At 49.6% G+C, this 26,852-nt stretch carries 32 protein-coding genes and 2 tRNA genes; 6 read left to right on the top strand and 28 right to left on the bottom strand.

Translation table 11 applies throughout. The annotated features are described in order from the left end of the window. Complete coding sequence (gene dapD, locus AC9UCN_RS02695) at positions 1–945, top strand: 2,3,4,5-tetrahydropyridine-2,6-dicarboxylate N-succinyltransferase (RefSeq protein ID WP_509523453.1); 945 nt, start codon at positions 1–3, stop codon at positions 943–945. 1 nt (position 946) lies between these two features. Here dapD and AC9UCN_RS02690 read toward each other — a convergent pair whose 3' ends face one another. Continuing rightward, positions 947–1,918 carry a thiamine-phosphate kinase gene (locus AC9UCN_RS02690; protein WP_509523451.1) on the bottom strand — a complete coding sequence of 324 codons (972 nt, stop codon included), beginning with the start codon at positions 1,916–1,918 and terminating at the stop codon, positions 947–949. Between the two features lie 24 nt (positions 1,919–1,942). Between AC9UCN_RS02690 and AC9UCN_RS02685 the strand changes: the two genes are divergently transcribed. Continuing rightward, positions 1,943–2,395, top strand: coding sequence for a DUF3515 family protein (locus AC9UCN_RS02685; RefSeq protein ID WP_509523450.1), 453 nt, complete (start codon positions 1,943–1,945; stop codon positions 2,393–2,395). Here the strand turns inward: AC9UCN_RS02685 and AC9UCN_RS02680 are convergent. Genes AC9UCN_RS02680 through leuC form a run of 7 tightly spaced genes read right to left on the bottom strand, consistent with a single transcriptional unit; the run spans position 2,392 to position 10,212 of the window. Then, on the bottom strand, positions 2,392–3,927 hold the full coding sequence (locus AC9UCN_RS02680; RefSeq protein WP_509523448.1) for a Mur ligase family protein: 1,536 nt from the start codon (positions 3,925–3,927) through the stop codon (positions 2,392–2,394). The genes AC9UCN_RS02685 and AC9UCN_RS02680 overlap by 4 nt on opposite strands. Positions 3,928–3,975: 48 nt before the next feature. Beyond that, on the bottom strand, positions 3,976–5,067 hold the full coding sequence (locus AC9UCN_RS02675; protein WP_509523447.1) for a D-alanine--D-alanine ligase family protein: 1,092 nt from the start codon (positions 5,065–5,067) through the stop codon (positions 3,976–3,978). 4 nt (positions 5,068–5,071) lie between these two features. Then, entirely contained in the window at positions 5,072–6,070 is a 999-nt protein-coding gene (locus AC9UCN_RS02670) for an NAD(P)H-dependent glycerol-3-phosphate dehydrogenase (protein WP_509523445.1), read from the bottom strand. Beyond that, on the bottom strand, positions 6,067–6,867 hold the full coding sequence (locus AC9UCN_RS02665) for a lysophospholipid acyltransferase family protein (protein WP_509523444.1): 801 nt from the start codon (positions 6,865–6,867) through the stop codon (positions 6,067–6,069). The genes AC9UCN_RS02670 and AC9UCN_RS02665 overlap by 4 nt, the downstream gene beginning before the upstream one ends. Positions 6,868–6,869: 2 nt before the next feature. Beyond that, the gene (murA, locus tag AC9UCN_RS02660; RefSeq protein ID WP_509523442.1) at positions 6,870–8,183 is read right to left on the bottom strand and encodes a UDP-N-acetylglucosamine 1-carboxyvinyltransferase; all 1,314 of its coding nucleotides are present in this window, start codon (positions 8,181–8,183) and stop codon (positions 6,870–6,872) included. After that, entirely contained in the window at positions 8,183–8,785 is a 603-nt protein-coding gene (gene leuD / locus AC9UCN_RS02655; protein ID WP_509523441.1) for a 3-isopropylmalate dehydratase small subunit, read from the bottom strand. Before leuD ends, murA begins: the two co-directional genes overlap by 1 nt. Then, entirely contained in the window at positions 8,785–10,212 is a 1,428-nt protein-coding gene (gene leuC, locus AC9UCN_RS02650; protein WP_509523440.1) for a 3-isopropylmalate dehydratase large subunit, read from the bottom strand. Before leuC ends, leuD begins: the two co-directional genes overlap by 1 nt. Before the next feature lie 57 nt (positions 10,213–10,269). Here leuC and AC9UCN_RS02645 point away from each other — a divergent pair, with 57 nt between their 5' ends. Then, on the top strand, positions 10,270–11,544 hold the full coding sequence (locus AC9UCN_RS02645) for an MFS transporter (RefSeq protein WP_509523438.1): 1,275 nt from the start codon (positions 10,270–10,272) through the stop codon (positions 11,542–11,544). Here the strand turns inward: AC9UCN_RS02645 and AC9UCN_RS02640 are convergent. The 3 genes from AC9UCN_RS02640 to AC9UCN_RS02630 all read right to left on the bottom strand — a co-directional run bounded on the left by AC9UCN_RS02640 (position 11,541) and on the right by AC9UCN_RS02630 (position 13,334). Beyond that, on the bottom strand, positions 11,541–12,254 hold the full coding sequence (locus AC9UCN_RS02640) for a DNA alkylation repair protein (RefSeq protein ID WP_509523437.1): 714 nt from the start codon (positions 12,252–12,254) through the stop codon (positions 11,541–11,543). The genes AC9UCN_RS02645 and AC9UCN_RS02640 overlap by 4 nt on opposite strands. Positions 12,255–12,316: 62 nt before the next feature. After that, positions 12,317–12,389 (bottom strand) — tRNA-Glu (locus AC9UCN_RS02635). Positions 12,390–12,437: 48 nt separating this feature from the next. Next, positions 12,438–13,334, bottom strand: coding sequence for a diacylglycerol/lipid kinase family protein (locus AC9UCN_RS02630; protein WP_509523436.1), 897 nt, complete (start codon positions 13,332–13,334; stop codon positions 12,438–12,440). Between the two features lie 80 nt (positions 13,335–13,414). Here AC9UCN_RS02630 and AC9UCN_RS02625 point away from each other — a divergent pair, with 80 nt between their 5' ends. Further along, positions 13,415–14,059 (top strand): MBL fold metallo-hydrolase, encoded by a 645-nt coding sequence (locus AC9UCN_RS02625; RefSeq protein ID WP_509523434.1) that lies wholly within the window; start codon positions 13,415–13,417, stop codon positions 14,057–14,059. Here AC9UCN_RS02625 and AC9UCN_RS02620 read toward each other — a convergent pair. From AC9UCN_RS02620 to AC9UCN_RS02575, 10 genes are all read right to left on the bottom strand, one after another. After that, positions 14,048–14,437, bottom strand: a complete 390-nt coding sequence (locus AC9UCN_RS02620; protein WP_509523432.1) for a hypothetical protein — start codon at positions 14,435–14,437, stop codon at positions 14,048–14,050. The two genes, AC9UCN_RS02625 and AC9UCN_RS02620, sit on opposite strands and share 12 nt — an antisense overlap. Before the next feature lie 14 nt (positions 14,438–14,451). After that, positions 14,452–14,523, bottom strand: a tRNA-Gln gene (locus tag AC9UCN_RS02615). Positions 14,524–14,571: 48 nt separating this feature from the next. Further along, positions 14,572–16,077 carry a glutamate--tRNA ligase gene (gene gltX / locus AC9UCN_RS02610; RefSeq protein WP_509523430.1) on the bottom strand — a complete coding sequence of 502 codons (1,506 nt, stop codon included), beginning with the start codon at positions 16,075–16,077 and terminating at the stop codon, positions 14,572–14,574. Between the two features lie 12 nt (positions 16,078–16,089). Continuing rightward, the gene (locus AC9UCN_RS02605; protein WP_509523428.1) at positions 16,090–16,845 is read right to left on the bottom strand and encodes a fumarylacetoacetate hydrolase family protein; all 756 of its coding nucleotides are present in this window, start codon (positions 16,843–16,845) and stop codon (positions 16,090–16,092) included. After that, positions 16,842–17,933, bottom strand: a complete 1,092-nt coding sequence (locus AC9UCN_RS02600; protein WP_509523427.1) for a branched-chain amino acid aminotransferase — start codon at positions 17,931–17,933, stop codon at positions 16,842–16,844. The genes AC9UCN_RS02605 and AC9UCN_RS02600 overlap by 4 nt, the downstream gene beginning before the upstream one ends. Positions 17,934–17,935: 2 nt before the next feature. Next, positions 17,936–18,964, bottom strand: coding sequence for a 3-isopropylmalate dehydrogenase (locus AC9UCN_RS02595; RefSeq protein WP_509523425.1), 1,029 nt, complete (start codon positions 18,962–18,964; stop codon positions 17,936–17,938). A gap of 46 nt (positions 18,965–19,010) precedes the next feature. Further along, positions 19,011–19,403, bottom strand: coding sequence for a DUF1801 domain-containing protein (locus tag AC9UCN_RS02590; RefSeq protein WP_509523423.1), 393 nt, complete (start codon positions 19,401–19,403; stop codon positions 19,011–19,013). 24 nt (positions 19,404–19,427) lie between these two features. Continuing rightward, a complete protein-coding gene (locus AC9UCN_RS02585; RefSeq protein ID WP_509523421.1) occupies positions 19,428–19,688 on the bottom strand; it encodes a helix-hairpin-helix domain-containing protein in 261 nt (86 codons plus the stop codon). Between the two features lie 17 nt (positions 19,689–19,705). After that, the gene (locus AC9UCN_RS02580) at positions 19,706–20,314 is read right to left on the bottom strand and encodes a class I SAM-dependent methyltransferase (RefSeq protein ID WP_509523419.1); all 609 of its coding nucleotides are present in this window, start codon (positions 20,312–20,314) and stop codon (positions 19,706–19,708) included. 27 nt (positions 20,315–20,341) lie between these two features. Further along, positions 20,342–20,713, bottom strand: coding sequence for a rhodanese-like domain-containing protein (locus AC9UCN_RS02575; protein ID WP_509523417.1), 372 nt, complete (start codon positions 20,711–20,713; stop codon positions 20,342–20,344). 63 nt (positions 20,714–20,776) lie between these two features. On the opposite strand from AC9UCN_RS02575, the gene AC9UCN_RS02570 reads away from it, so the two are divergent. Then, a complete protein-coding gene (locus AC9UCN_RS02570) occupies positions 20,777–21,034 on the top strand; it encodes a metal-sensitive transcriptional regulator (RefSeq protein WP_509523415.1) in 258 nt (85 codons plus the stop codon). Between the two features lie 44 nt (positions 21,035–21,078). Further along, a complete protein-coding gene (locus AC9UCN_RS02565) occupies positions 21,079–22,722 on the top strand; it encodes an FAD-dependent oxidoreductase (RefSeq protein ID WP_509523414.1) in 1,644 nt (547 codons plus the stop codon). Between the two features lie 12 nt (positions 22,723–22,734). Here the strand turns inward: AC9UCN_RS02565 and AC9UCN_RS02560 are convergent, their stop codons facing one another. The 7 genes from AC9UCN_RS02560 to AC9UCN_RS02530 all read right to left on the bottom strand — a co-directional run bounded on the left by AC9UCN_RS02560 (position 22,735) and on the right by AC9UCN_RS02530 (position 26,827). Further along, positions 22,735–23,118 (bottom strand): type II toxin-antitoxin system VapC family toxin, encoded by a 384-nt coding sequence (locus tag AC9UCN_RS02560; protein WP_509523412.1) that lies wholly within the window; start codon positions 23,116–23,118, stop codon positions 22,735–22,737. Further along, the gene (locus AC9UCN_RS02555; protein WP_509523410.1) at positions 23,118–23,477 is read right to left on the bottom strand and encodes a type II toxin-antitoxin system Phd/YefM family antitoxin; all 360 of its coding nucleotides are present in this window, start codon (positions 23,475–23,477) and stop codon (positions 23,118–23,120) included. The genes AC9UCN_RS02560 and AC9UCN_RS02555 overlap by 1 nt, the downstream gene beginning before the upstream one ends. A 76-nt stretch (positions 23,478–23,553) precedes the next feature. Then, complete coding sequence (locus AC9UCN_RS02550) at positions 23,554–23,937, bottom strand: type II toxin-antitoxin system VapC family toxin (RefSeq protein WP_509523408.1); 384 nt, start codon at positions 23,935–23,937, stop codon at positions 23,554–23,556. Beyond that, on the bottom strand, positions 23,937–24,215 hold the full coding sequence (locus AC9UCN_RS02545) for a hypothetical protein (protein WP_509523407.1): 279 nt from the start codon (positions 24,213–24,215) through the stop codon (positions 23,937–23,939). The genes AC9UCN_RS02550 and AC9UCN_RS02545 overlap by 1 nt, the downstream gene beginning before the upstream one ends. A gap of 164 nt (positions 24,216–24,379) precedes the next feature. Next, positions 24,380–25,972, bottom strand: a complete 1,593-nt coding sequence (serA, locus tag AC9UCN_RS02540) for a phosphoglycerate dehydrogenase (RefSeq protein ID WP_509523405.1) — start codon at positions 25,970–25,972, stop codon at positions 24,380–24,382. Positions 25,973–26,062: 90 nt separating this feature from the next. Next, the gene (locus AC9UCN_RS02535; protein WP_509523403.1) at positions 26,063–26,323 is read right to left on the bottom strand and encodes a hypothetical protein; all 261 of its coding nucleotides are present in this window, start codon (positions 26,321–26,323) and stop codon (positions 26,063–26,065) included. 21 nt (positions 26,324–26,344) lie between these two features. Continuing rightward, positions 26,345–26,827, bottom strand: coding sequence for a hypothetical protein (locus tag AC9UCN_RS02530; RefSeq protein ID WP_509523401.1), 483 nt, complete (start codon positions 26,825–26,827; stop codon positions 26,345–26,347). Between the last annotated feature and the right edge of the window lie 25 nt (positions 26,828–26,852).

Raw genomic sequence — 26,852 nt, 5'->3', positions numbered from 1 at the left:
ATGAGCGAAGAAACAACCAAGGCCTGGGGACATGGCTTGGCAACCAAAGATGCCCAAGGCCATGTCTTGGATGTTTGGTTTCCAGACCCGAAACTCGGCCCCGCTCCAAAAACCGATGCGCTCTGGGTGGTCCCAAAAGAACTTGATGCTCTGGTCGGTTCTGACCCAAGAAGAGCAATCGAAACCCATGTTGTTAGAACCGAGATTGATCTCACACAGCCAGTTAGCTCAACCGAAGATGCCTATCTCAGACTTCACTTACTTTCGCACCTACTGGTAAAACCCAACTCCATCAGTCTCGAAGGACTTATTGGCGCCATGCCAATTGTTGCTTTCACTTCAATTGGGTCTGTAGCGCTAAATGATCTAGACAGATTGCGCCCAGCGCTCACCAAAGCGGGAGTTGTTATTCACGCCATCGATAAGTTCCCAAGACTCGTTGACTATGTAACGCCAAAGAAAGTGAGAATTGCCGACGCCTCCAGAGTGCGGTTAGGCGCGTATTTGTCCCCCGGAACAACAATCATGCACGAAGGTTTTGTGAACTTTAATGCAGGAACTCTGGGAGCTTCGATGGTGGAGGGAAGAATCTCCCAAGGAGTGGTAGTGGGCGATGGATCTGACATCGGAGGCGGAGCCTCGATTATGGGAACCCTTTCTGGTGGTGGAAAACAAGTTGTCAGCATCGGAAAGCGTGCGCTGCTTGGAGCTAACTCCGGAATTGGTATTTCAATCGGCAACGACTGCGTGGTTGAAGCAGGACTTTATGTGACCGCGGGAACCAAATTGACCCTTATTGCTGATGGCAAAGAACAGAATCTAAAAGCTGCTGAGCTATCGGGCATTGACAATTTGTTATTCAGGCGCAACTCGATGACCGGAAGAGTCGAAGCTTTGGTTAGAACTGGTGCTGGAGTGGAACTAAATAAAGATCTGCACCCGTAAATTACTTTCCAGTTATGGAATCCCAGCCCTTGGCTTCTAGTGGCACACCATCAAGATAAAGCTCTGGCTCACCAGCACTAACAACGCCGATGGCCTTGAAAGCCTTTGGCAAAACCGCGTCTTTGGGAAAAGTTGCAACCAGAGCGTGATCTTCGCCGCCGTGTAAGACCCAGTTCTTTGGATCCACGCCTAATCCCAATGCTGGAAGCTCAAGCATGGCTTCGAAGCCTTGCAGTTCTTTGGATGCAAGCTCGATTGCAACACCGGATGCATTGCAAATGCGATGCAAATCCACACTCAATCCATCAGAAAGATCGAGCATGCTGGTAGCACCGGCAATCGAAGCCTCAACACCTTGCTGGATAGGTGGCTCGGGTCGCAAATGATATGAGACCCAATCATCATAAGAATTAATCAGGTCCTTATTTTCTGATTGCAATAGCGCCAGACCGCAGGAAGATTTCCCTAGTGTTCCAGCCACAGCAACGATGTCGCCGGCTTGTGCGCCGGATCGAAGCACGGGCGTTCTGCCTTCCATGCTGCCGTGCACGGTTACCGAAACAACAAGCTGGTCTCCTGCGGCAAGATCTCCGCCAACCACACCAGCTCCTGGAGCCAGCGCTTTGCAGGCGGCATCTAAACCATCGGCGAAGCCTTCTAGCCAGGAGATCTTGGTGGTTTTTGGAACTACCAGAGCAACAACCAACGCTGTTGGTTTTGCTCCCATGGCTGCAATGTCAGCCAGATTGGTTGCTACCGCTTTGTATCCAAGATCAAAGGAGCTCGACCAATCCAATCTAAAGTCATGATTTTCAATCAAGGTGTCGGTGGAAACCACAAAAGATTGATCGGCAACAATCACGGCCGCATCATCGCCCGACCCAACCAACGCGTGAACGCTGGGGGTTAGGCGCGCCACGGTGCGCCTAAGACTTTCTATCTCGCCTAGCTGCTCTAAAGTTTGCTCGTTCACAAATCAAAGGTAGCCTTAATAGCGATGCTAAAAAACCACCTATTACTTCTAACCGCTTCCGTGCTGGTGCTAACTGGCTGCGCTCCGGTGGTTCCTCTGGAGCCTGCCGAGCAGGCAAATGATGCGGTTTGTGCGGAGATTATTGTTCGCCTGCCCGATGAGCTCGCAGGATTACCCGAGCGAAGAGTAAACGCCCAATCAACCGCCGCCTGGGGTGAACCAGCCGCGGTGATCTTGCGCTGTGGCCTAGAACCTGTCGAAGTAAGCTCGCTAGTTTGCGTGACCGCATCAGATATCGATTGGTTACTTGATGAATCCGAGGCTCCGAACTATAGGTTTATTTCATTTGCTCGCTCTCCCGCAACCGAAGTAATTGTTGACTCAACGGTGGTTGCTGGAGTCACGGTGCTCGAAGAGCTAGCGGCATCAATTAGCGTGCTGGATGCAACCAAGCGCTGCACCGAGGTAACAAACTAAGACCAGCCGTGCTCTTTTAAAGCCTCGCGAGCTTCTTTTCTCGCTGAGTACGGAGTTCTAACTCCCTTGATGTCTCGATAGTCCTGGTGTCCTGGCCCTGCCCACAAAATCGCATCTCCGGTTGTTGCTAGCGAGACTGCCTTGCGAATGGCAGCTTCCGGAGGTGAAACGTTATAGATCTCGTGGTTTGGATAAGACTCACGGGCAGATTTTTCTAGACCAGCGCGAATCGAAGTAGGGTCTTCAAATCTTGGGTGGTGATCGGTTATAACCAGAATGTCTGAACCGGCAGCAGCGACCTGCGCCATAGCTGGCCGCTTACTTGGATCGCGATCACCGTCAGCGCCAAAGAGCATAATTACTTTTCCTGAGGTGACTTTTCTCACGGCATCTAGGGTGTGTAAGAAAGCATCCGGGCTGTGTCCAAAGTCAACATAGACCGCAGGTCCAGTGTCACCACTTACTCGCTCAGTTCTACCTGGCAGGTAAGCATCAATTCCGCCTTCGATAGCTTTGGCAATTGCTTTCGGGTCAAACCCAGCCTCAATTAGCATCACGATGGCAAGACCTGCGTTTGCTGCCATGTGGGCACCAAGTAGTGGAACGCGAGATCTAATGGTCACACTGTCTGGACCGGCAAGAACAAAAGATGTGTACTTAGGGTTTTCAGCCGTAACAGCAACGTGCCACTTGGCTTCAACTCCCAATTCGCTAGTGATGGTCACAACCGGAACTTCTGATCTTTCAACAAAGGCGCGGCCGTATTTGGAATCAAGACACACCACACCGCGCTTGGCGCGGTGTGCCGAAAAGAGCGGAAGCTTGGCCTCTAGATAATCCTGCATGTCTTTGTAATCATCCAGGTGGTCATGGCTCAAATTAGTAAAGCCAACAACATCAAAGTGCAATCCATCCACCCGAAGCTGAGAAAGAGCTTGCGCAGAAACCTCAATAGCCACCGAGGTGACTTTCTTCTCGCGCATCCTTGCAATCAGCGCCTGCATCTCGGTGGACTCAGGGGTAGTTAGCCTACTCACGATTGTCTCGCCAGCGATGTGACGCTCAGCGGTGGAAGTAAGCCCAGTAACCTGACCCATTTGGCGCAGGATTGCTTCTAGCAAATAGGTCGTCGAGGTTTTGCCGTTGGTTCCAGTGGTTCCAAAAAGTAGCGGCATCTTGCCAGGAAGATTCCCATAAACATAAGCCGCTAGGTTACCTAGGTGCTGCCTCGGGCTTTCGATTCGAACAACAGGAACTGAGATTGTCTTGGTGTGTGAAAGGCCCGCGGTATCGGTAGCAACTGCGGTTGCGCCAAGTTCAAGGGCTTTTTCAATAAATTCCGCACCGTGGGTTTTCTTGCCAGGCATCGCAACAAATAGATCTCCGGGGCGAAGATCGTTGGTGTTCATGCTGATACCGGTCAGCACGGCATCCTGAGCTGGAGCGTCTAAACCGAAATGTGCTGCGAAATCTTTTAGGGAAACTGGGGTCACAAAATCAGGCCGAAGAAGGGGCGGTATTTGCTCTTTCACTAGCTCAATTTACCATTCGGGACAATTTAGCTTGGGGATTTAGGGAAACTAGCTTGCGCTATCAACAAGAGCTAGTGAAATTAGCTCATCGATTAGGTCCTTATAGCTAAGGCCTGATTCCTGCCAGCATCTTGGGAACATCGAAATAGATGTAAAGCCTGGCATGGTGTTTATCTCATTGACCATAAAGCCCTTGTCGGTCAAAAAGAAATCCACTCTCGCAAGGCCTTTGCAGCCCAAGGCCTTGAAGGCCTTTCTGGCCATTTGTTGCATCTTTGATAATTCGTCAGAAGAGATATCTGCTGGGCAAATAAGTGTCGCCGCATCACTATCGACATACTTGGCCTCGAAGTCATAAAACTCGCGTCCGCGGACAGTGATTTCTCCTGCAACCGAAACCCTAAGTGCTCCGCCATCCAAAGAATCCAAAACTCCGCACTCAATCTCGCGACCGACTACCCCAACTTCAATAATCACCTTGTCATCGTGCTTGAAGGCTTCGGTTAGAGCAGCAGGAATGTCCTTCATCGAATCAACTTTGGTAATTCCAACCGATGAACCCGATCTAGCCGGCTTCACAAAAAATGGCAGCTTGCCTAGATCCTTGATGCGATCAAGGGCTGACTCGGGGTTGTTCAGCATGTCGGAGGCAGAAACAACTGCGTAATCCGGGCTTGGAATACCAGCGGCTTTGAATAGCGCTTTACTGAATTCCTTATCCATTGCAGCCGCTGAGCCAAGCACACCGTTACCCACATACGGAACACCCACAAGTTCTAAAAAGCCCTGCATGGTGCCATCCTCACCAAAAGGACCATGAAGCATTGGCATAACCACATCAATTACCCCAAGAGAGCGCTCTTTGCCTGAAGAATCCGCTTCAAAAAGTTCGCAAGAGCCATCCATTGCAAAACGTATAGTTGAGCCTTCAGGCTCAATGGTTTTGAGTCCATTGCTAAGACTGAGTGTTGCAGGGTCTCCCTTGAAGGGCACAAACACCCCATCGCGAGTAATGCCAACTGGGACAACTTCATACTTCGAAGTATCAATGGCGCTTAGGACCCCAGAAGCAGTGGCTACCGAGATCGAATGCTCGTTTGATTTGCCACCAAATAAGACCGCAACGCGAATTTTTGCCATGTGTTTATTCTCCCTGCGGGGTGTCACTCATGTGAGTTAGGTGAGGTGCGATGTCCTTCGGGTTCATCTTGCCTTCAATCACCAGCTCCACCTGCTCAACAATAGGCATAGCGATGTTCTTGTCTCGAGCTAGTTCCAGCACGGTGGAAACAGAAACCAATGCTTCTGCGGTTTGTGAAAGCCTGGCAAGCACTTCTCGCTTGGAGTATCCCTTACCGAGCATTTCACCTGCCTTGTGGTTTCTAGACAAAGGAGATTCGCTAGTTGCAATAAGGTCTCCAAGACCAGCAAGTCCCACCATGGTCTCTGGCTTGGCACCAAAGGCTTCTGCAAAGCGAGATATCTCTGACAAGCCTCTGGTCATAATCGAAGCCTTGGTGTTTTGTCCGTAGCCAACACCGTTCACGATTCCGATTGCAACCGCGATCAGGTTCTTCAAGATGCCGCCAAACTCAGTTCCAATTACGTCGTTATTGGTAAAAGTAGTGAAGTAAGAATTGGTGGAAGCCTTGGCAACCGCCATCGCAGACTCAGTTGAACTAGAAGCCGCTACCGATGCAGCTGGCTGCTCGGCGGCAATTTCCAACGCCAGGTTGGGACCAGAGATTACAACCACGCGGTCTTCTCCGATGCCGTGCTGGGCAATAACCTGGCTCATGCGAAGTCCGGTTTTTTGCTCAACGCCCTTCATGAGCGAAACCACAATGGCGTCTTTGGGAATGAGCTTTCCCCACTGCTCGAGATTTGATCTGAGGCTCTGGGAAGGAACAGATATGTAAACCTGGCTGGCACCTTCAAGAACTTTTTCGATATCGGTTGAAGCCACAATGCCTGCCGGCAGGTTCACTCCTGGCAGGTAGTCACCGTTTCGGTGTGAGTTATTGATTTCGGAGGCAACTTCTTCACGCCTTGACCACAGCATCACATCGGAGCCGCCATCAGCTAGCACTTTAGAAAAAGTTGTTCCCCAGCTACCTGCTCCAATTACAGCCACCTTGCTCATTTGGAATCTCCGTTTTTGGCGGCCTTTATAAAATTACCCGTCACGGTTTGACCCATAGCTACCGGATCCCACAGTGTTCCTGGTGCCTTTTCGCCGCGAAGTTGTTCCACCAATGAGGTGATGCTTCGCATCACGAGCTCGGTTGCTTCCAACAACTCTTCTGGAGATAAGTTTTCTTTTCGATACTTCGCCAGATCAATTTCATCGCCAACTAGAATCTGAACTTTCTTCCAAAAGCCTGGGCGAAACTTGCTGCTATAGCGACCCATGATCTGCTCACTGCCCCAATGGGCAATTGGATAAACCGGCACACCACTATCTAGAGCTAAGCGAATAGCCCCGGTCTTACCGCGCATTGGCCAAAGGTTAGGTTCTCTGGTGAGCGTGCCTTCTGGGTAGATGCAAATCATGTGACCGGCTTGCAGGTAAGAGTTAGCGATCTTGAACGAGTCATCGTTTCGCTGACCGCCTTTTCTAAATACTGGAATCTGACCGCCTGCAAGCAGTGCTTTACCAACTAGGGGAATGTTGAATAGCGCTTCCTTTGCAAAAAAGTGCGGACCACGCTTGAGGATCATGTAAATGAAATAGGCAACTGCCAAACCATCCATGTTGGTAGCGTGATTTGGAGTCAAGATGAAAGCTCCGGATTTTGGAAGTTTTTCCTTTCCGGTAACTTCAACTTTGAAAAACATCCGAATAACAGGAGCCACAAAAAAAGCAATTATGCGAACAGCTAGTGGGTTCTCGTCCGTTGTTACCTTCGGCATCGGAATAAACTTTTGCTTTTTAGCCATGGCTACTCCGCGTAACTAAAGTCGGCCCCAAGATCTGAAAGCTTCTCAAGGAAGTGCTCGTAACCACGAGAAATTAGCTGCGCATTGCTGACATTAGAAACACCTTTAGCGGTCAAAGCTGCCACCATGTGGCTAAAGCCACCGCGCAGATCAGGAACCACAATGTCCGCCCCGTGCAGTGCAGTCGGACCCGAGATAACCGCCGAGTGGTAGAAGTTCATCTGGCCGAAGCGGCAAGGGTTACCTCCAAGGCACTCACGGTAAATCTGAATCTGTGCACCCATCTTTACCAATGCATCCGTAAAACCAAAACGGTTCTCATAAACAGTCTCATGAACAATCGAAAGACCCTTGGCTTGGGTAAGAGCAACTACCAGCGGCTGCTGCCAGTCAGTCATAAAGCCTGGATGAACATCGGTTTCGATAACTACCGGGTGAAGATCTTCACCTTTTTGGTAGAAACGAATTCCATCGTCTTCGATGTCAAAGCCACCGCCAACTTTCCTGAAAACGTTCAGGAAAGTTGTCATTTCAATCTGCCTTGCTCCCCCAACAAAGATATCTCCACCGGTAGTCAAAGCTGCTGCTGCCCAAGAGGCCGCTTCGTTGCGATCAAATAGTGCGCGGTGGGTGTAGCCATTCAGGCTCTCAACACCTTCAATTCGAATAGTGCGATCCGTGTCGACAGAGATAATCGCACCCATCTTCTGCAGTATGGCGATTAGGTCCATGATCTCTGGCTCAATGGCAGCACCGGATAGCTCGGTTAGACCCTTAGCTCGAACCGAAGTTAGAAGCACCTGCTCGGTAGCACCAACGCTTGGGTAAGGAAGTGACAACTTGGCTCCATGTAGGCCATTTGGGGCGCTCAACCTGGTTCCGTTTTGGGACTTTTCGATAACGGCTCCAAACTTACGAAGCACATCCAAGTGGAAATCCACTGGGCGACCACCGATGTGGCAACCGCCAAGGTCAGGAATAAACGCCTCACCTAGCTGGTGCAGTAGCGGGCCACAAAACAGGATTGGAATGCGAGAAGACCCGGCATGAGCATCGATGTCAACCATGCGAGCTTGCTTGACGCCTCTGGGGTCAAGCTCCATAACTCCCGCGTCGTTGAAGTTGATTGAAACTCCGTGCAATTCCAACAGCCTGGCAACAACTTCAACGTCGCTAATCTTTGGCACATCTTTTAGAACGCTTGGGGAATCTGCAAGTAAAGCGGCAACCATCGCCTTGGTGACGAGGTTCTTGGCACCTTTTAGATCCACGCGACCTGAGAGCGGCTTTCCGCCGTTTACGGTTATGACGCTCATTAGATTCCCTTAGCTGGCAGAGTTAGTGGCTTCCACGCCTCGCGTGATGACTCATAGGAAGTAATTGCTCCCTCGTCCCTCAAACTTAGTGCAATGTCGTCAAGGCCTTCCATCAATCGCCACTTGGTATAGGCATCAATAGCAAAAGAAACAGTCAAATCCCCAACAGTTAGGCTCTGATTCGGCAAATCAACACTTGCCGACACCCCAGGGTCGGCGTCGATGATATCCCAAATCTGCTTGGTTTCGTCCTCGGTAATTACGCCTGTTATCAAACCCTGCTTACCGCTGTTACCAGTAAAGATGTCTGCAAACTTTGCCGAGAACACCGCCTTGAATCCCCAATCACGAAGAGCCCAAACCGCATGCTCTCTCGATGATCCTGTTCCAAAATCAGGCCCTGCAATCAGCACTTCACCGTTTTGAAAAACTGGCTGATTCAATACAAAATCAGGCTCAGCTTTCCAAGAGGCAAACAGCGCATCTTCAAAACCGGTTTTGGTAATTCGTTTCAAATAGCTAGCCGGAATGATCTGATCAGTATCAACGTTTGATCTTTTCAGAGGAACTGCAACACCAGAAAAAGTAGAGATCTTTTCCATTAGGCCATCACCTCTAGATCCGCTGGCGAAGATAGCGTCCCGCGAATAGCGGTAGCCGCTGCAACCAGCGGAGAAACAAGGTGCGTTCTAGCACCTTTACCCTGGCGACCTTCAAAGTTTCGGTTTGACGTTGAAGCGGCCCGCTCGCCTGCGGCGAGCTGGTCTGGGTTCATACCCAAACACATCGAACAGCCGGCGAATCGCCACTCGGCACCAAAGTCTTTGAAAATCTTGTCGAGGCCTTCTTCTTCGGCCTGGATCCGAACCTTTTGTGATCCGGGAACAACCATCATGCGAATGCCATCAGCTTTTTTCTTACCCTCAACGATTGCTGCTGCGGCACGGAGGTCCTCAATGCGCGAGTTAGTGCAGGAGCCCAAAAACACTGTGTCAACACGAATGTCTTTCATCTTGGTTCCAGGCTTTAGATCCATGTATTCAAGGGCACGAAGTGCGGCCGCTTTTTCGTTAGGGTCAGAAATTGTTTCTGGGTCAGGAACACTATCCAAAAGCGAGACACCTTGGCCTGGATTGGTTCCCCATGTCACAAACGGATCCAAAGTATCGGCGTCCAAAAATACCTCAGCGTCAAACTTCGCACCCTCATCGGTAGGAAGTGTTTTCCAGTATTCAACCGCGTCGTCCCAGTCTTTTCCGGTTGGAGCGTGGGGGCGACCCTTTAGATAGGCAAACGTAGTTTCATCAGGAGCCACCATGCCAGCTCTAGCCCCAGCCTCGATAGACATATTGCAAATGGTCATTCGAGCTTCCATGGACAAAGCTCTGATTGCACTGCCTCGGTACTCAAGCACGTAGCCTTGGCCACCACCAGTTGAGATCTTGGCAATAACGGCCAAGATGATGTCCTTGGAAGTTACCCCTGGTCTCAAGGTTCCTTCAACGTTGATAGCCATGGTCTTGAATGGCTTCAAAGGAAGAGTCTGGGTGGCAAGTACGTGCTCAACCTCACTGGTTCCAATACCCATCGCGAGCGCCCCAAAAGCTCCGTGAGTAGAAGTATGGGAGTCCCCACAAACCACCGTGATACCCGGCATGGTCAAACCAAGCTGAGGTCCCACTACATGAACAATTCCCTGGTTCTTGTCTCCTAGGGAGTGCAACCTGATACCAAACTCGGCTGCATTTTTACGCAAAGCCTCAATCTGAGCCCTGGAGGTTAGATCGGCAATTGGCTTGTCGATATCGACTGTTGGAGTGTTGTGATCTTCGGTGGCGATAGTTAGATCGGGCCTTCTTACCTTACGGCCAGCAAGGCGCAAGCCATCAAAAGCCTGCGGAGAGGTAACCTCGTGCACCAAATGTAGGTCTATATAAAGAAGGTCTGGCGCACCATCCTCGCCTTTGGCGACAAGATGGCTGTTCCAAAGCTTTTCCGCCAATGTAAGCGGTGTGGAATTACCCGACATGCCTCACCTTAGATTTGTTGAAGCTCCAGTTTACCTTTGAGCGAGTAGATTGGGGCAGTGAGTATTTCTGGCCTTGATTTCCTTCAAAAACGCACTGTAAGGACACTAGCCCTAGGCCAAATACTAAGCGGATTCGGCCTTGGCTCCACACTTTCTATTGGTGCCCTATTAGCTGCCGATTTATCAGGCACGGTTGCCTGGTCGGGAGCCGCCGCTACCTTTTCTACCCTCGGAACCGCCATCTGGGCTATCCCGCTATCGCGTCTAGCGTTTGCCAAAGGCAGAAGATTCTCACTGGGCCTTGGAGCAGCGCTCGCAATCACCGGAGCGACACTTATCATTACTGCCGCCAGTTTGAAACTCTTCCCGCTTCTTCTTGTTGCGCTGTTTTTTATGGGTGCCGGCTCTGCCGCAAGCTTGCAAGCTCGCTTTGCCGCAACAGATATTCCGGTAGACAAGAAAGTCGGTAAAGATCTTTCACTTGTTGTATGGGCAACAACCATTGGCGCTGTAACGGGGCCAAATCTATTTGGACCAGGAGAAGCAGTTGGCCAATGGCTGGGCTTGCCTGATTTAACCGGTCCGTTTGTTTTCACAATCATCGCCCAGATGCTTGCCACCACCGTGTTCTGGTTTGGCCTTAGACCAGACCCGTTACTGATCGCCAGGCAAATTGATGCTCAAAATGTCAAGGTGCGTAAGAAGCTCTCTATTGCCAGTGCCTTTGGCACCTTGGCTAAGTTCCCAGTTGCGGGATACGCAATTGTTTCAATTGCGCTTTCGCATATGACCATGGTGGCGGTAATGAGCATGACCCCAGTTCATGTCACAAGCCACGGTGGCAGCTTGGTCTTTGTTGGTTTTGTTATCAGCCTTCACATTTTGGGTATGTATGCCTTTGCACCGCTGTTTGGAATCCTTAGCGACAAGATTGGCCCGATGGGAACAATCTTGACGGGCCAGGGAATCTTTGTTGCAGCACTATTGATTGCAGGTCTAGGCTCCGAGCAGGAGCACCTGGTAACCATCGGTTTGTTCCTATTGGGCCTTGGCTGGTCGGCTGCCACAGTTGCCGGATCGGCACTTTTGGTAGTTAGTGTTCCAACCGATCAAAAGACCAACGTTCAGGGCCTTAGCGACTCAATTCAAAACCTGGCCGGTGCTACCGGCGGAGCCGTAGCCGGCTCGATTGTTGCACTGTCATTGTTTACTGGATTGAATATGGCTGCTTTGGTGCCGGTTGCAATAGTTATGGCCTTTTCAGTATTTCTTCGAACTTCCAAAACCAAATCAGCTCGCGCAGAAGCCAACAACTTACCTTTGGATATCTAGCTAGCTCTTAGCCACTTAGCTCGTTCTTTTTCAGTTAGCTTCTCTATTGCATAGCGGAGCATCACCCGAGGCATTGCGGCAGCATGGCTAGCTAGAAAATCACGCAACAAACCAACGTCTTTCTTACCCACTTCTCGAAGCATCCAACCGGAGGCTTTGTGGATGAGATCGTGGGGATGATTTAGGAGCTTTTCCACCTGATCTAAAGTGACTTGAGGCTGACCGGCTCTGATGTGTGCCCAGGTGAACATGACCGAAACTCTCTGTTTCCAAAGGTCGTTAGATTTGGCAAGTTTTGCAAGCAGTGGCTTGCCAGCTGGGTTGTCGACCAAATAGGTCCCAAGATAAGGAGCAGTGACATCCACTAGGTCCCAGTTGTTGACTCTTCCTGCCTCTAGAAGCTCCAAATACAAATCAAAAAGATCCTTCTGATTGCTACTTTGTTTGGCTTTTTTGTACTGAGCCACAAGAATTGCCAGAGCCACAAAGCGGTCTTCATGAAGCTTTGAGCCAGCAAGTTTTTTGATGTCCGCCTGAGATAGGTCTTGATGCTTTTTGGCAACTATTCGAAGTTTTGGAACTTCAATTCCCAGAAACTGGTCACCGTATCCGTATTCGCCCTTGCCGGTTTTAAAAAACGAACTTCGCTGGGCGGCTACTTTGGCATTGGCTAAGGACTTGAGTTCTGCTGAAACAGCACTGTGACTCATGAGCTTTGCCTCCAATATTTGAGAATTCGCCCCCAAGATTTTGTCATCAGGGGCGAATTTCGTGACCCCAGCGGGATTCGAACCCGCGCCGCTGCCGTGAGAGGGCAGTGTCCTAGGCCGCTAAACGATGGGGCCGTAAGCAACCTTTCGATTATGCCACACCCCACCAGAAGGCAACAGTCCCTATAAAGCGGGAGCAATCACCATTAGCGCTGCTGGCACCAAGGTTGCAGTGAAAGGTGCTTGGCCAACATACTCACCATCGGAATAGATAGGCATTCCATCGGCAGCAATTTCAACTTTTGTTGCCTCAAGTAGCTCAACCGCTGGGTCAGTGACGTGCGTTCCCTTGTATACCCGAGGGAAAATTCTCACAAGCTTGAAGCGAGTGATTTTGTTCAAAATCAATAAATCCAGCTTGCCATCAGTGATCGAAGCTTCCGGCACCACCAGCATTCCCCCACCAAAGACTCCCGAGTTACTAACTACGCAAAGCATGGCTTCAAAATCCTTGGCCACGCCATCAATCTTTGAGCCGTACTTGATTGCCTTGAAGCTGGCTAGCTCCAGCAACATAGCCAGGTAATACTTCATCGGTCCTGCTGGCCACGTCATTTTGTTGGCTCTAGCGTTTACCAGTGCATCAAAGCCAGCTGAAGCCGAGCCAATGGCCCAGGTCTTGCCTCCGCTGTGTTCAATCTCGATTGCGTCAATAAATTTTGGTGAAAAAATGTTCTCTAGAATCAACTTCGCGCTGGCAGCAGCATCGTTCATCGGCATGCCAAATATTCCGGCCGAGTCATTGCCTGTTCCAGCAGGAACAATTGCCATGGGCACCCTGGTATTGGCACACACATTCACCCCAAGGTGAGCCATGCCATCGCCGCCAACCAAAACCAAAGCGTCAATTGCCTGATTGGCAATTGCCGTCTTGATTCCTTGCTTTGCTGCCTCATAGCTTTCAGCAGAAAGATCAATCACTTCGTGCGAGGAGGTTGCCAATACAGCGCGAACGCTCGCTCCAGCCACGGCACCCTTATTGCCTCCGGCTGTTGGATTGATAACCAATCCCACTCGCATAAAACACCTTTGTTTGAAGTCAAATTGTTGTTAGAGCGAAAGCTTAGCGAGAACTTAGGGGTTTCAGGCAACGCCATACAATGAACAATATGAAGATCACCAAGCACGGCCACGCCTGCCTCGAGGTCGTGCTCGACTCCCAAACCCTAGTTATTGACCCAGGCTCATACACCGAAGAGCTAACCAATTTGGGCAATGTGGTCGCTGTAGTGATTACCCATAAACACGATGACCACTGCGACGAGGCCAAGATAGCAAAAATCAAAAAAGACAACCCAGCCGTCCAGATCTTTGGCACCAGCGAGGTTGCGGCAAGGCTTTCGGGGATGGGTGTAACTACGGTCTATCACGGCGATTACTACGAAGTTGGCTCTTTCAAGCTGGAGTTTTTTGGAGATATGCACCAGATCATTCACCGGAGCATCCCACTGATTCAAAACACAGCAGTCTTGGTCAACGGAGATCTTTACTACGCGGGCGATAGCTATACCCCGCCGGATGTAAAGGTAAAGGCCCTTGCCTGCCCAACTAGCGCACCATGGCTAAAAATCGGCGACGTGATGGATTACATCCAAGAGGTAAAACCTGCTATTTGTTTTCCAACCCACAATGCTCTTTTGAGCCAACTGGGTCACGATTTGAATAACTCGCGGGTGAAGCAAGTGACTGAAGAAAATGGCGGGGAGTTTAGATACCTAGAGGTTGGCCAGTCCTTAGAGCTGTAGCGCAACTACCAGGCTGGCAACAAACATCAAGATTGTGGTAACTCCCCAAACGGCACGTTCCTTTTTCGACCTGGTGGCATTGTTTGCTAGCGCTGCCAAAGCATTAGACGCAACAAGAACCCAGTTAACAATCGAATTTCCAGCTGGATCAAAAATCGGATCAAAGACACCTAGCTGAGCTAGGTAGTGGCCGGCGAAGGCAATCATGAGAGCAAAAGAAAAAACCGAGCCAATTCGGTAACCCGTTGGTAGCTTTCCCTTGTTGGCACCCCCATAGGAATACTCACCAAGCGGTGCGCCAAAAACTATTGCTAATTGAAAGATTGCTGTAGCGGTGGTAGCTAGAACCATAAAACTAGCGGCGATTGTTAGTAGCATGAGCTCATTTCTTGCTGGGGTACCTGGACTCGAACCAAGAACAAATGAACCAGAATCATCCGTGTTGCCAATTACACCATACCCCAAGGGATTTACTTGGGCCCTGGCCCAGATTTCAATACTAGCTTGCGAACTTAGCCGCGGGCAAATAGTTCTAAACGAGCAAGCGTTTCCGCCTTGCCAAGAATCTCCATTGACTCAAATAGTGGCGGAGAAACTCTCTTTCCAGAAATCGCAGTGCGAAGCGGACCAAAAGCATTTCGAGGTTTTTCACCCATCGATTCAACTAGCACCTGATTCATCAAATCGTGTAGCGCATCGGTAGTAAAACTCTCTAGGCCCTGCAAAGCTTCTAGCGCTGCAGCAACAATCGACTTGGCGTTTTCAGGCAGTGCTTTTTTGGCATCTTCTTCGATTTCAATCTTGCTGCTTTCAACAAACAAGAAAGAAAGCATGTCAACTGATTCACCCAAGACAGTGATTCGCTCCTGAATCAACGGCGCTGCCTTGGAAAGTATTGCCCATTCTGCATCGGTTGCAGGATTAGAAATCACGTTGCCAGCCTGCAAATAAGGAACCAATCGGGCCTGGAAATCTTCGGGTGAAAGCTGCCTGATGTGGGTTGCGTTTATGGCCTCTGCTTTTTTAAGATCAAACCTGGCAGGGTTAGGGTTCACATCAACAACATCAAACGCCTTGGCCATCTCACTGAGGCTAAAGATGTCCTCATCAGCCGAGATACCCCAACCAAGAAGGGCTAGATAGTTGAGCAGTCCTTCGGGGATAAAGCCGCGGTCTTTGTGGTGGAACAGATTGCTTTCTGGATCGCGCTTAGAAAGCTTCTTGTTACCCTCCCCCATCACATAGGGTAAGTGACCAAATTGTGGAATGAAAGTTGTTATTCCAGCCTGGACCATGGCGTTGTAAAGAGCGATCTGTCTCGGAGTTGATGACAATAGGTCCTCACCGCGAAGCACATGGGTCACACCCATCAGCGCATCGTCAACCGGGTTCACCAGCGTGTAAAGGGCTTGACCGTTTGGACGAACTACAACAAAGTCAGGAAAAGACCCTGCTGGGAAAGTAATCTCACCACGAACCAGGTCGGTAAAGCTGATGTCGCTATCTGGAACTCTAAGTCTTAGTGCAGGAGTTCTTCCCTCAGCCAAGTACTTATCTTTGGTGGCCTGGTCTAAATCACGCTCGGAGTTGTCATAACCTAGCTGCTTCGCTCTGCCGGCAGCTTCGTTACGGGCATCAATTTCTTCGCCTGTTAGAAAGCTCTCATAAAGATGCCCTGCATCTTTTAGCTTTTGAATTGCTTCTAGGTAGATCTCAGTTCGTTGAGACTGACGGTACGGCTCATGCGGTCCGCCAACATTTATACCCTCATCCCAGTCCAACCCAAGCCAAGAAAGAGCAGCCAGTAGCTGCTCAAAGCTTTCTTCGCTGTCTCGTTCTTGATCAGTGTCTTCAATACGGAAGATTAGCTTTCCACCGGTGTGACGAGCATAGGCCCAATTAAATAGAGCTGTTCGAATAAGCCCCACGTGAGGAGTACCGGTTGGAGAAGGACAGAACCTAACCCGAACGTTCTGGCCAGTGGCATCGGAAAATGGGGCGGTAATCAAAGAGCTCATTATGTACTAAGTCTAGGCAACAGGGTTAGAGAGGATGCCGATTCCCTCAATTTCACACTCGATCAAATCCCCAGAGTTTACAACGCTGATTCCAGCAGGGGAACCGGTCAAGATGATATCTCCTGGAAGTAGGGACATGTTCCTTGAAACATAAGAAATAATTGCAGGGATCTTGTGAACCATCTCGGAAATAGCCACGTTTTGTCTCACATCGCCATTGATTCTGGACTCAATAACTTGACCATCTGGCACAAACTCAGTTTCGACCCATGGTCCCAGTGGGCAGAAAGTATCAAACCCTTTAGACCTAGCCCACTGGCCATCACCGAACTGCAAATCCCTTGCGGTCACATCGTTAGCAATAGTGACTCCCCAGAGATAGTCCAGTGCCTTTTCTTCGCTCACGTTCTTGGCAAGCTTGCCAATAACCAGGCAAAGCTCAGCTTCCAGCTCAACTTGCTTGCTTTGGGGTGGAATAACAATTGCATCGCCGTGACCGATAATCGCACTCGAGGGCTTAAAGAATATGAGCGGCTCATCGGTTATTTCTTCGCCGATCTCGGCCGCATGGTCGGCAAAGTTCTTTCCTATGCAAACAATCTTGGAAGGAATAGTGGGAGCTAGAAGCTTTACTTCTTTAAGAGGAATTCGCTCATTGGTAGTTTGGTAACCCGCAACCAGTGGGTGACCTTTGAGAACTACAAGTTCTGGTCCGTCAACTATGCCAAATCTTGGTTCAGCGCCGTTACTGAATCTTGCTACCTTCACTCTGAGAGTCTATACATCCAGCCGTGCCTGTCTTCGACCCGCCCGTATTGAATGCCCGTTAGCTGCTCCCGCAGAGAAACAGTTAGCTCCCCTGGCTTACTATCTGCACTACCTATTTCCTCGTTCTTGGACTTTAGTAGACCAATCGGGGTTATCACGGCTGCTGTGCCACAGGCAAAGATTTCTGTTATCGCACCGTTGTTTACTCCCTCGCGAATCTCATCCAGCGTGATCTTGCGCTCTGTAACCTCGTGGCCTCTATCTTTGAGCAAGGTAATGATCGAGTTTCTAGTAATCCCCCGAAGGATAGTTCCATCCAGTCCTGGAGTCATTACCTTGCCATCGGCAAATACAAAGAATAGGTTCATGCCACCAAGTTCTTCGATGTAAGTCCCTGTTTCAGCATCGAGGAACATAACCTGAGAACAACCGTTTTCATAACCCTCGTTTTGAGCCATCAATGAAGCCGCGTAGTTACCACCAGTTTTTGCTTCACCGGTTCCATGCTTGCCAGCTCTAGCTGAATCAAGAGCAATCCAAATCGAAACTGGCTTGACTCCACCGGTGAAATAAGGACCAACCGGGCTAGCAATTACTCGATACTCAGCGCGGTGTGCTGCTCTTACTCCTAAGAAGTTTTCAGCGGCAATCTCAAAAGGGCGGAAATATAGAGTCTTTTCGTTCTCAGGCGCTGGCACCCAGTCGCCATCGACGGCAATCAATTGACGCAAAGATTCAATGAAGATTTCCGTTGGTAATTCTGGAAGCGCCATGCGCTTGGCCGAGCGCTGCAATCTTGCAGCGTTTTCTTGCGGCCTAAAAGTCCAAATCGATCCATCGTCGTGACGGTAGGCCTTGATACCTTCAAAGATTTCCTGGCCGTAGTGCAGCACGGCACTGGATGGGTCCATCAAGATTGGGCCATATGGCTCGACCCTGGCTGAGTGCCAACCCTTGTCTTTTTCCCAAACCACAACAACCTGGTGATCGGTGAAGTGAGTACCAAAAGTTGGGTTAGCGATGATCGCATCGCGATCAGCTTTAGAAACCGGGTTAGGGTTTTTGATCTGCTCGAAAGATATTTCCATCTCTACAACCCCTCGAATATGCTTCTAGCGATTTGCTCGGTCGATAAGCCAGTTGCTGCCTTAGCCAAGTGCTTGGCGATAGCCTGCTCAAGTTTGTTTGCGGCATCTTCTTCCTGGATGTGACGAAGTAGCATCGCAGCCGATGCGATTGCCGCAGTTGGGTCAGCAAGAGCTTTACCTGCAATATCAGGTGCTGAGCCGTGAACAGGCTCAAACATCGACGGGAACTTACCGCTTGGGTTCAAGTTGCCACTTGCCGCCAAGCCAATACCGCCACTGATAGCAGCAGCAAGGTCAGTCAAAATGTCGCCGAACAAGTTATCGGTGACGATGACATCAAATCTCGATGGCTCGGTAACCATAAAAATCGTTGCTGCATCGACATGTAAATAGTCGTGATCCACGTTTGGATACTCCTTGGCCACTTCCTTCACAATGCGCTGGTATAGCGCACCTGAGTGAACAAGCACGTTGTGCTTGTGAACCAGGGTTAGTTTCTTTCTAGATCTAGAAGCAGCTAACTTGAAGGCGTAGCGAACTACCCGTTCAACTCCGTAAGCGGTGTTCACCGAAACCTCGTTGGCTACCTCTTCCGGGGTTCCTTGGCGAATTGATCCACCGGTACCAACATATGGACCTTCGGTCCCCTCCCGAACAACGACAAAGTCGACTTCGCCAGGATCTGCAAGCTTGGAAGCAACACCTGGGAACAGCTTGGTTGGACGCAGGTTCACGTAGTGATCAAAACCAAAGCGAAGCTTTAGAAGTAGTCCTCGCTCCAAGATTCCAGATGGAACATTCGGATCTCCGATGGCTCCAAGCAAAAGCACATCTTGGCCTGCCAGGGATTCCATTTCAGCGTCGGTGATGATGGTCCCGGTTGCAAGGTATCTTCTTGCACCAAAGTTGAAATCGGTTTTTTCAAAATTTACTCTCGGAGCAGCAAGCTCTAGGGCAGCCACGGCATGGCGAATAACCTCTGGACCAATGCCATCGCCTGGAATGACCCCAAGCTTTATTGATTTAGCCAATTTATCTCCACTCGATAAAACAACTTTACTTGCTTAAGCTCAGGAACTACTTGGGAAAGTTTGCCCTTCGATCTTTCAAAGCGGCCTTGATGAGTTTGCCAATTTTAGGGTTTTTTAGGTCCTCTAGTGAGGATATCTTAAGGTGCCTCATGAGTTGACCTGTGCCCTCAAGTAGATCATCAGCACCCAATCGGGATCCGTGAAAGAAACCCAGATTCACATGGCTCTTATAAGCAATTAGGTAACAGTAGGCCTCAGAGTTCTTTTTGGGTCCAAGTCCATAGGAAATCGACCTCTCTCCAAGCCTCGGAACAATGACAACATCAGGATGAATTTCAAGAAGTAACTTGTGAGCTTTCTTGAGAATAGGAAGGGTCTCTTTACTGGCAGCGGAAAATAGGTCGGATAACTTGCCCAGGGACTCATGAATCTCAGCCATGAATCGACTCTAGCGAAAGAATTCCTAGGGCAGAAAGGTTAGCCTCTTGGCGTTCATTAGGACTTTGAGTCTTGCCACGGCAGATTTACCCATGCCGTGAAGGGAATTGAGTTGTGCTAGAGATATTTTTCGAAGGTCAGACACTTTATACAACTTGGCATCCACCAGTGCCCGCCGTGCAGGACCTGAAAGGCCAACTTTTCGCCACTCACCATCAAATGGCTCGTAGCTTGCAGGGTCTTCGGGGTTTGGCTTCGGGGGAATATTCTTACCTGGTTTAGCCATAGGGCCAGTTTAGATAGCTAAAGCTTTATAGCTAAGGCAGTGAGGGTTATTGAGGGCTTGAGTCCTTGTTTGGTTTGAACCTGACCGTCCCGATTGGTAATAAACTCCACCTTCACAGGCAGCGAGCCTAAGATTTCGGTCATCGACTCAACGCTTGGTAAGACATCAGGGTTCTGCGGTCCGCCAAAGCCATCCTTGAGATTTTCTAGAGCATGCCAGACGCCAAAGAATGTCCCGCCAGGGGCGATGCAATCAACCAATCTGGTAATCCCAGCTTTTAGATCTTCTTGATTGATCTGCAGGTATGCAATTACTCCAAGCTCAACTGGGGCTAGTTTCGATTCAAAATCTAAAGCGGAAGCTTGGGTCGTGAAGACCTGCTCTGAAACGCCTCTTTCGGCAGCGAGCTTTTCACACTTAGCTAAACCAACAGAAGACAGGTCTATGTTTTCTGCCTGCCAGCCCTTTTCGGCGAAGAACACGGTGTTACGGCCCTCACCCCCGGCAAGATCAATCATCTTGCCTGGGGTGAGATCCGCTAAATGTTCTTTGACAAAGCGATTTACTTCGGTTGTGTAGATGTATTCGTCAACCGAATACTTCTGATCCCAGAAGAGCTTGTCCATATTCAAAGTATGCCAATACTTGGCGTATTACTTGACTACAGCAAGACCGGTTTCAGCTGCGGCGTTACCTAAAGCTCCACCGTTACGAAGCTCGCCAGTAAAGCCATTAGCCTTCATGGTCTCTATCGCTGCCCCGGAGCGGTTACCGCTTCTGCAGTAAATGTAGTAGTTAGCTGACTTGTCTAGAGTTTCAAGGTTTGCCATAAAAGCAGCATCTTGAACATCAAAAAGCAGGGCACCTTCTAGGTGACCGGCTGATGTTTCTTCAGGGGTGCGAACGTCGATAACTGCTGCATAGGCACTCATGTCCATTGGCTCCTCAGCGCTGCAACCGGTTAGACCAGTAACAGCAAACGCTGCGATAAAGCTAGCAGCAATAAATTTGTAAAACTTCTTCAATTGGTGTTCCTTTCGTATACCCCCTAGGGTATACTAAAAAGCAACCAACTGCAAGGAGCAAAGATGCAAATAGAACCCCAGGACCTCAAGAAAGCCAGAGACCGTCTGGTTCGAGCCCAAGGCCAAATAGCGGGAGTCGTAAAGATGCTCGATGAGGGCAGAGACTGCACCGAGATATTGACCCAGCTCTCAGCTGCTAACTCAGCGGTAACCAAGGCAGGCTTCGCCATTATTGCCACCGGCATGGCGCAGTGTGGCAATGATGCCGCAGGAACCAAAGATCGAGCAACGCTCGAAAAAGCCTTTATGTCTTTGGCCTAATTCCTAGACCTCTTTAATAACTAACTGCTAACCCAAGGAAGCAAATGAAAACAGTAATCATTGGCGGCGTAGCTGGCGGAATGTCAGCTGCGACAAGACTCAGAAGATTGCAAGAAGATGCGCAAATCATCATCTTCGAGCAAGGTAAGAACGTCTCCTACGCTAACTGTGGGCTTCCTTACCATGTGGGTGAGGTCATCAAGAATGAATCCGAGTTACTACTGCAAACCCCAAAGAGCCTAAACGACCGCTTCAACCTAGATGTGCGAGTCAACTCCCGAGTCACCAAGATTGATCCAGCCAAAAAGACCGTCACGGTGCTGAACCTGATCGACAATCAAAGCTACGAAGAGTCCTACGACAAGCTAGTTATCTCAACCGGAGCAAAGCCAAGGGCTTTGCCCACCCCAGGCATTGAAAGAGCCCACGTCCTACGAGACGTAGAGGATGCCGCGGGAATCAAAGCTCTTGTTGACTCCGGCAAGATCAAATCAGCGGCTGTCCTTGGAGCTGGCTTTATCGGCATTGAACTTGCCGAAAACTTTATTCACCGCGGGGTTAAGACCACGGTGGTTGAGATGAGTAAGTCCATCCTCCCCCAGTTCGATGCAGAGATAATCGAACCCTTCCAGGCTCACCTGGTAGCAAATGGCATTGAACTAGCACTTGGCGTGACAGCAGCAACTATCAACGAGAACACCATTACTCTCTCCGATGGCAGGAAGATCGCAGCGGATCTGGTTGTTTCAGCTGCTGGTGTAGTTCCAGATCACCACCTGGCAGTTGAAGCAGGGCTTACTATCGGCGAATCAGGCGGCATCTGGGTCGATAACCACCAAAGAACTTCAGATGAGAACATCTTTGCCGTAGGCGATGCTGCTGAAAAGACCAGCGCTTTTTCCGGCAAGGGTCAGCAGATCTGGCTAGCAAACTTAGCTAACCGTCACGGTCGATTAGTAGCTGACGTTATCGCAGGCGAGAAAGTTGAAGTCAAAAAAGCCATCGGAACAGGAATCATCGGTGCCTTCGGAATGGCCGTTTCGCTAACAGGACTTACCGAAGGCCTAGCTAAGAAGTTGGGTATCACTGCCGAAATCATCCACCTTCACCCAAGCTCACACGCTGGATACTACCCAGGAGCTGAAAGAGTCTCGCTCAAGGTGCTTTTTGACCCCACATCTGGCAAATTACTCGGAGCTCAAGCCGTTGGTCTTGATGGCATCGACAAGAGAATCGATGTAATCGCTACCGCCATTTACGCAGGTCTAACTGTGCAGGATCTCATGAACCTAGAACTTGCCTACGCCCCGGCTTTTGGTTCAGCTAAAGACGCCATCAATCAAAGCGGTTACGTTGGCGATAACGTCTTTACCGGTAAAACCGAAAACGTTCAGTGGCACGAAATCGAAGCCCTGCAGGCCTCTGGAACAGTTTTGGTTGATGTTCGTGACCGAAGCGAGAACCAAGCCGGAGCAATTCCTGGTTCGTTATTGATTCCAGTAAACGACCTACGAGCTCGCCTCGATGAAATCAAAGGCAAAGACATCGTGGTGCACTGCGCCGTTGGACAGCGTGGACACACAGCGGTTCAGCTGCTCAAGGGGCACGGCATCAAGGCCAAGAACCTCTCCGGTGGATACACCACATGGCGAGCTGGAAAGGATGCTAGAGCTAGGGCTAATAGCTAGAGTTTTTTCCAACTACTGGCTTGAATCTAGAATCCAGTCAAATCCTAGATCCAGCACTTTTCGGTCAGAGGTAATCAGCTTTGCTCCATGAGCTCTAGTGGTAGCCAGAATCAACCTGTCAAAGGGATCATGTCTAGTCAGGCTAGGGAAGGACAGTACTTCTAAAGCATCCTCTGCCCTCAGAGGTAAAGCTATAGCGTCAAGCTCACCAATGAATTCGCTGACGCTTCGACCAAGATTGAGCTTGCCCCTCATTTGCTTGACAACAATTTCAAATAGCGAAACTGCTGAAAAGTAAAGATCTGGGGACCTGGTAACAAGTCTTAGGGTGTTTTTACCGATTCGATTTGGAAACAAAATCGCGGAAATAAGGGTGCTGGTGTCTAGCAGCAGCATTAGTCGATGTAGCCGAACTTACGCCAGATCTTTTCCATCTCCCTCTCAGAATCTTCCCATTGCTCCCAAGTGAAATCCGGTGCATATTTGCGACCGTAGCCGAGTTTTCTATTTTTTGCTTTGGGGTTAGCGCCCTCGAGCTCTAGGGCGGTAACCGCTACAAGCTTCATTACCGGTTTGCCGGCTCTTGAGACGATCACTTCTTTGCCTAAGGAAACTTCATCGGCGAGCTTAGACAAGGTCACCTTGGCTTCACTGATTTTCACTGTCCGTGTCATGGCTTTAGCATAACTTGGCGCCTCTGCAGCAGACAAGAGCTCGACTGGAAGTGTTTGAGAGATCCCAGAAATTGTGTTCATGTGAAAAAGCTAGCTCAAACGCAATGAGCTGTTTGAGGTTCGTAAGCAAGTTGTGGATAACTTTCAACGCTTTGTATCACTGGTATGAGTCGAGAATCCAGCCAAATCCCAATTCCAGCATTTTCCGGTCAGAGGTAATCAACTTAGCCCCGTGCGCTCTGGTGGTGGCCAGAATGAAGCGATCGAATGGGTCGTGTCTTTGAAGGCTAGTAAAAGAGAAAAGCTCTCTAACTACCCCACCATCAAAAGGAAGTTCGCGAAACTTCTGCCCTGGAAGGAGTCTATAAACAGGCTGCTCAAGCCGAAGCTTCCCAATCATTTGCTTTATTGCGAGCTCCGCCGAAGATATGGAGGAATAGTGAATCTCAGTTGAATTTTTTAGCAATCTTTGGGTTCTTTTGCCCAATCGATGCGGCATGGTCATCGCCTGGAGAAGTGCGTTAGTGTCCAAAAGGATCACTACTTGAAATCCTCGTAGTCCTTAAATAGTCTTCTGAACTCCTCGTGGGAGGCTTCCCACTCGTCCCAGTCAAAGTCAACCAAGTACTTTGCAGCAAAACCGAGTTCTTGCTTTCCTTGATATTGCTCATTAGCATTCAGAGCTTCTGAAACGAGAGGTACGAGTTGCACAAGACCCTCTCCGTCTTTAGACAGGATCACATCTTGGCCGGCAAGGGCATCTGAAACGAGAGTGGGTAGGCTCGATGCAGCCTCGACGATGTCCACTGTCTTTTTCATGGTTTGAGCATAACTCTCAGTGCTTACAGATGACAATAGATTGTTAGGTGAACTCTTTATATTGTTTGCTGTGGATTTCATAGAAACAAACTAAACCTCTTGATCCGATGCAAGAGGTGCGCGCTAGAAACTGTGGATAAGTCTTCAGGTAAGAATCTGGTTATCTAGCCAACAGAGATAGTAATTGCCTTCATAGTGGAGGCATCAATGTCTTTTTTGAGCTTTTCTAGCACCTTTGGGTCAATCGGTGAGTCAACCGTAACAACAGATAGAGCTTTCCCGCCTTTTTGCTGACGTGCAATTTGCATGGCAGCAATGTTGACATTGGCGTCAGCAAAGGCCTTTCCATAAACCGCAACAATACCCGGGCGGTCGGTATAAACCATGAGCACCATGTGCTCGGCAAAAGCGAGCTCCACTTCGTAACCGTTGATACCGGTGATCTTCTCGTGGCGCTTTGGGCCAATTACTGTTCCAGATACGGAAATCACGTTGCCATCAGATAACACCGCACGAATGGTGGTCATGTTGCGATACTCTTCCGAAACCCGATCTGTACTTAGCTTCACGGCAACCCCGCGGGCTTCAGCCAATAGCGGCGCATTGACGTAGCTAACCTGATCGGTAACGGCGTTCTGGAAAATACCCTTCAATGCCGCTAGCTTCAAGACCGAGACATCATGCACCACAATCTCGCCCCGAACCTCAACCTCAATAGAAACCAAAGAAGCATCGGCCATACCAAACAAGACCTGACCCAACTTCTCGGCCATAGAAATACCAGGCTTTACCGAGTCGTCAATGTTGCCACCTGCAACATTGACCGCATCTGGAACTAGATCCCCCGCCAGTGCAAGACGCACCGACTTAGCTACCGAGATTCCTGCTTTTTCCTGAGCTTCATCAGTTGAAGCTCCCAAATGAGGGGTAACAAGAATATTTGGCAAAGACAATAGAGGCGAGCCCTTAGGGGGCTCATTGTTGAAAACATCTAGGCCGGCGCCAGCAATCCGGCCGGTAGTTAGCGCCTCAAGTAAAGCGTCCTCATCGATGATTCCACCGCGCGAGCAATTAACAATTCTGAGCTCTTTCTTGGCCAAAGCAAATTGGGCAGTACTGATTAGCCCAGTAGTTTCTGGAGTCTTAGGAATATGTATCGTAATGAAATCACATTGCTGCATAAGTTCTTCAAGACTTGCCAGGCTCACACCCATCTGCTCAGCCCTAGCTGGCGTCACGTAAGGGTCATACCCAATCAATCTGGCCCCAAAGCCAGACAAACGCTCTGCAACTAGTGATCCAATTCTTCCAAGACCAACAATTCCTATGGTCTTGTCGTATAGCTCAACACCGGTGAACTTAGATCTTTCCCACTTGTCCTGCTTAAGCGAAGCATTAGCATCTGGAATGTGACGGGCAAGAGAAAGAATGTGCCCAATAGCTAACTCAGCAGCTGAAATGACGTTCGATGTTGGCGCATTAACAACCATCACACCAGCACTGGTGGCTGCCTTGATGTCCACGTTGTCGAGCCCAACACCAGCTCTTGCAATTACCTTCAGCTGCTTAGCAGCAGCTATTGCCTCCGCATCCAACTGGGTAGCAGAGCGAACCAAGATAGCCGAAGCCGTTGCAATAGCAGATAGCAAGACGGCACGATCAGTGCCGTCGATGTTTTTGATCTCAAAATCAGGACCCAAAGCCGATACCGTGGCAGGCGAGAGCTCTTCAGCGATAAGAACAATTGGCTTAGGCACTTTAGGCTCCAGTGGGTTTGCGATGAGACCGCCTCACCGAAACACTAAGTCTAGCCAAAAGTCCCGAATACGCCGGGTCCCCAGGTGAATCTAAGATCTGCCTTTGTTTCTGCGCCTTAGATTCCAGATACCAAATAGCCCAAGTGAGATTGGCACCAAAGCAATGGGAATACCGTTGCCCTCGATCAAAACCCAACCCACCCAAAGACCTGCAGCCACCGATAGTGCTGCAAAGACATAGGTCAGAACTTTGGTAACCGGAGATCTAAACCAGGAGAACACGAAAGCTCCTAGGCCAAAGCTCAATATTGAAACCAGTATTAGAACTACTGTTTGTGCGAGACTTTCCATCTCTTTCCCTTCTTTTGCCGGCTACGCTTTAGGTTTTCTCCCGGAACCTACAAGCCGAAGAACTAGTCCAACCATAGAAACCAGGAACCCAAGTGGCAGCGTTACCAGCAAGTACCACAAAGCCACAGCGCCAGAGCAGGCACTTTCATCAAACGGATTCTCACAACCAATTGAAAAAAGGACCGAAAGAAGAAGTGGAAATAGGGCGACAACCAACCCAGCGAGCATGATCCGAAAGCCCCAAACGCGAGCATCGGGTCCTTTTCCCACAGCCACAATCCAAATAACTAGTCCAACCATAGAAACCAGGAACGCAACCAGGAACGCAAATGGCATTGTTGCCTCAAACAACGGAGCAGCTAGAGCTCCAACGCAGGAGCTTTCATCATCTGGGTTCTGGCAACCAATAAAAAGAAAGAAATTAAGAACTAGTGGGAATATTCCAATAACCAACCCAGCGAGCATGGTCCTAAAGCCCCACACCCTAGCTCTTGGCTTTTGCATACCTCTTAGTATCCACCCAGCCCAC

Source organism: Rhodoluna sp., assembly GCF_036721215.1.
Lineage (GTDB): Bacteria > Actinomycetota > Actinomycetes > Actinomycetales > Microbacteriaceae > Rhodoluna.
Note: the sequence above shows the minus strand (reverse complement) of the source record. Positions and strands in the feature narration are given on the sequence as shown.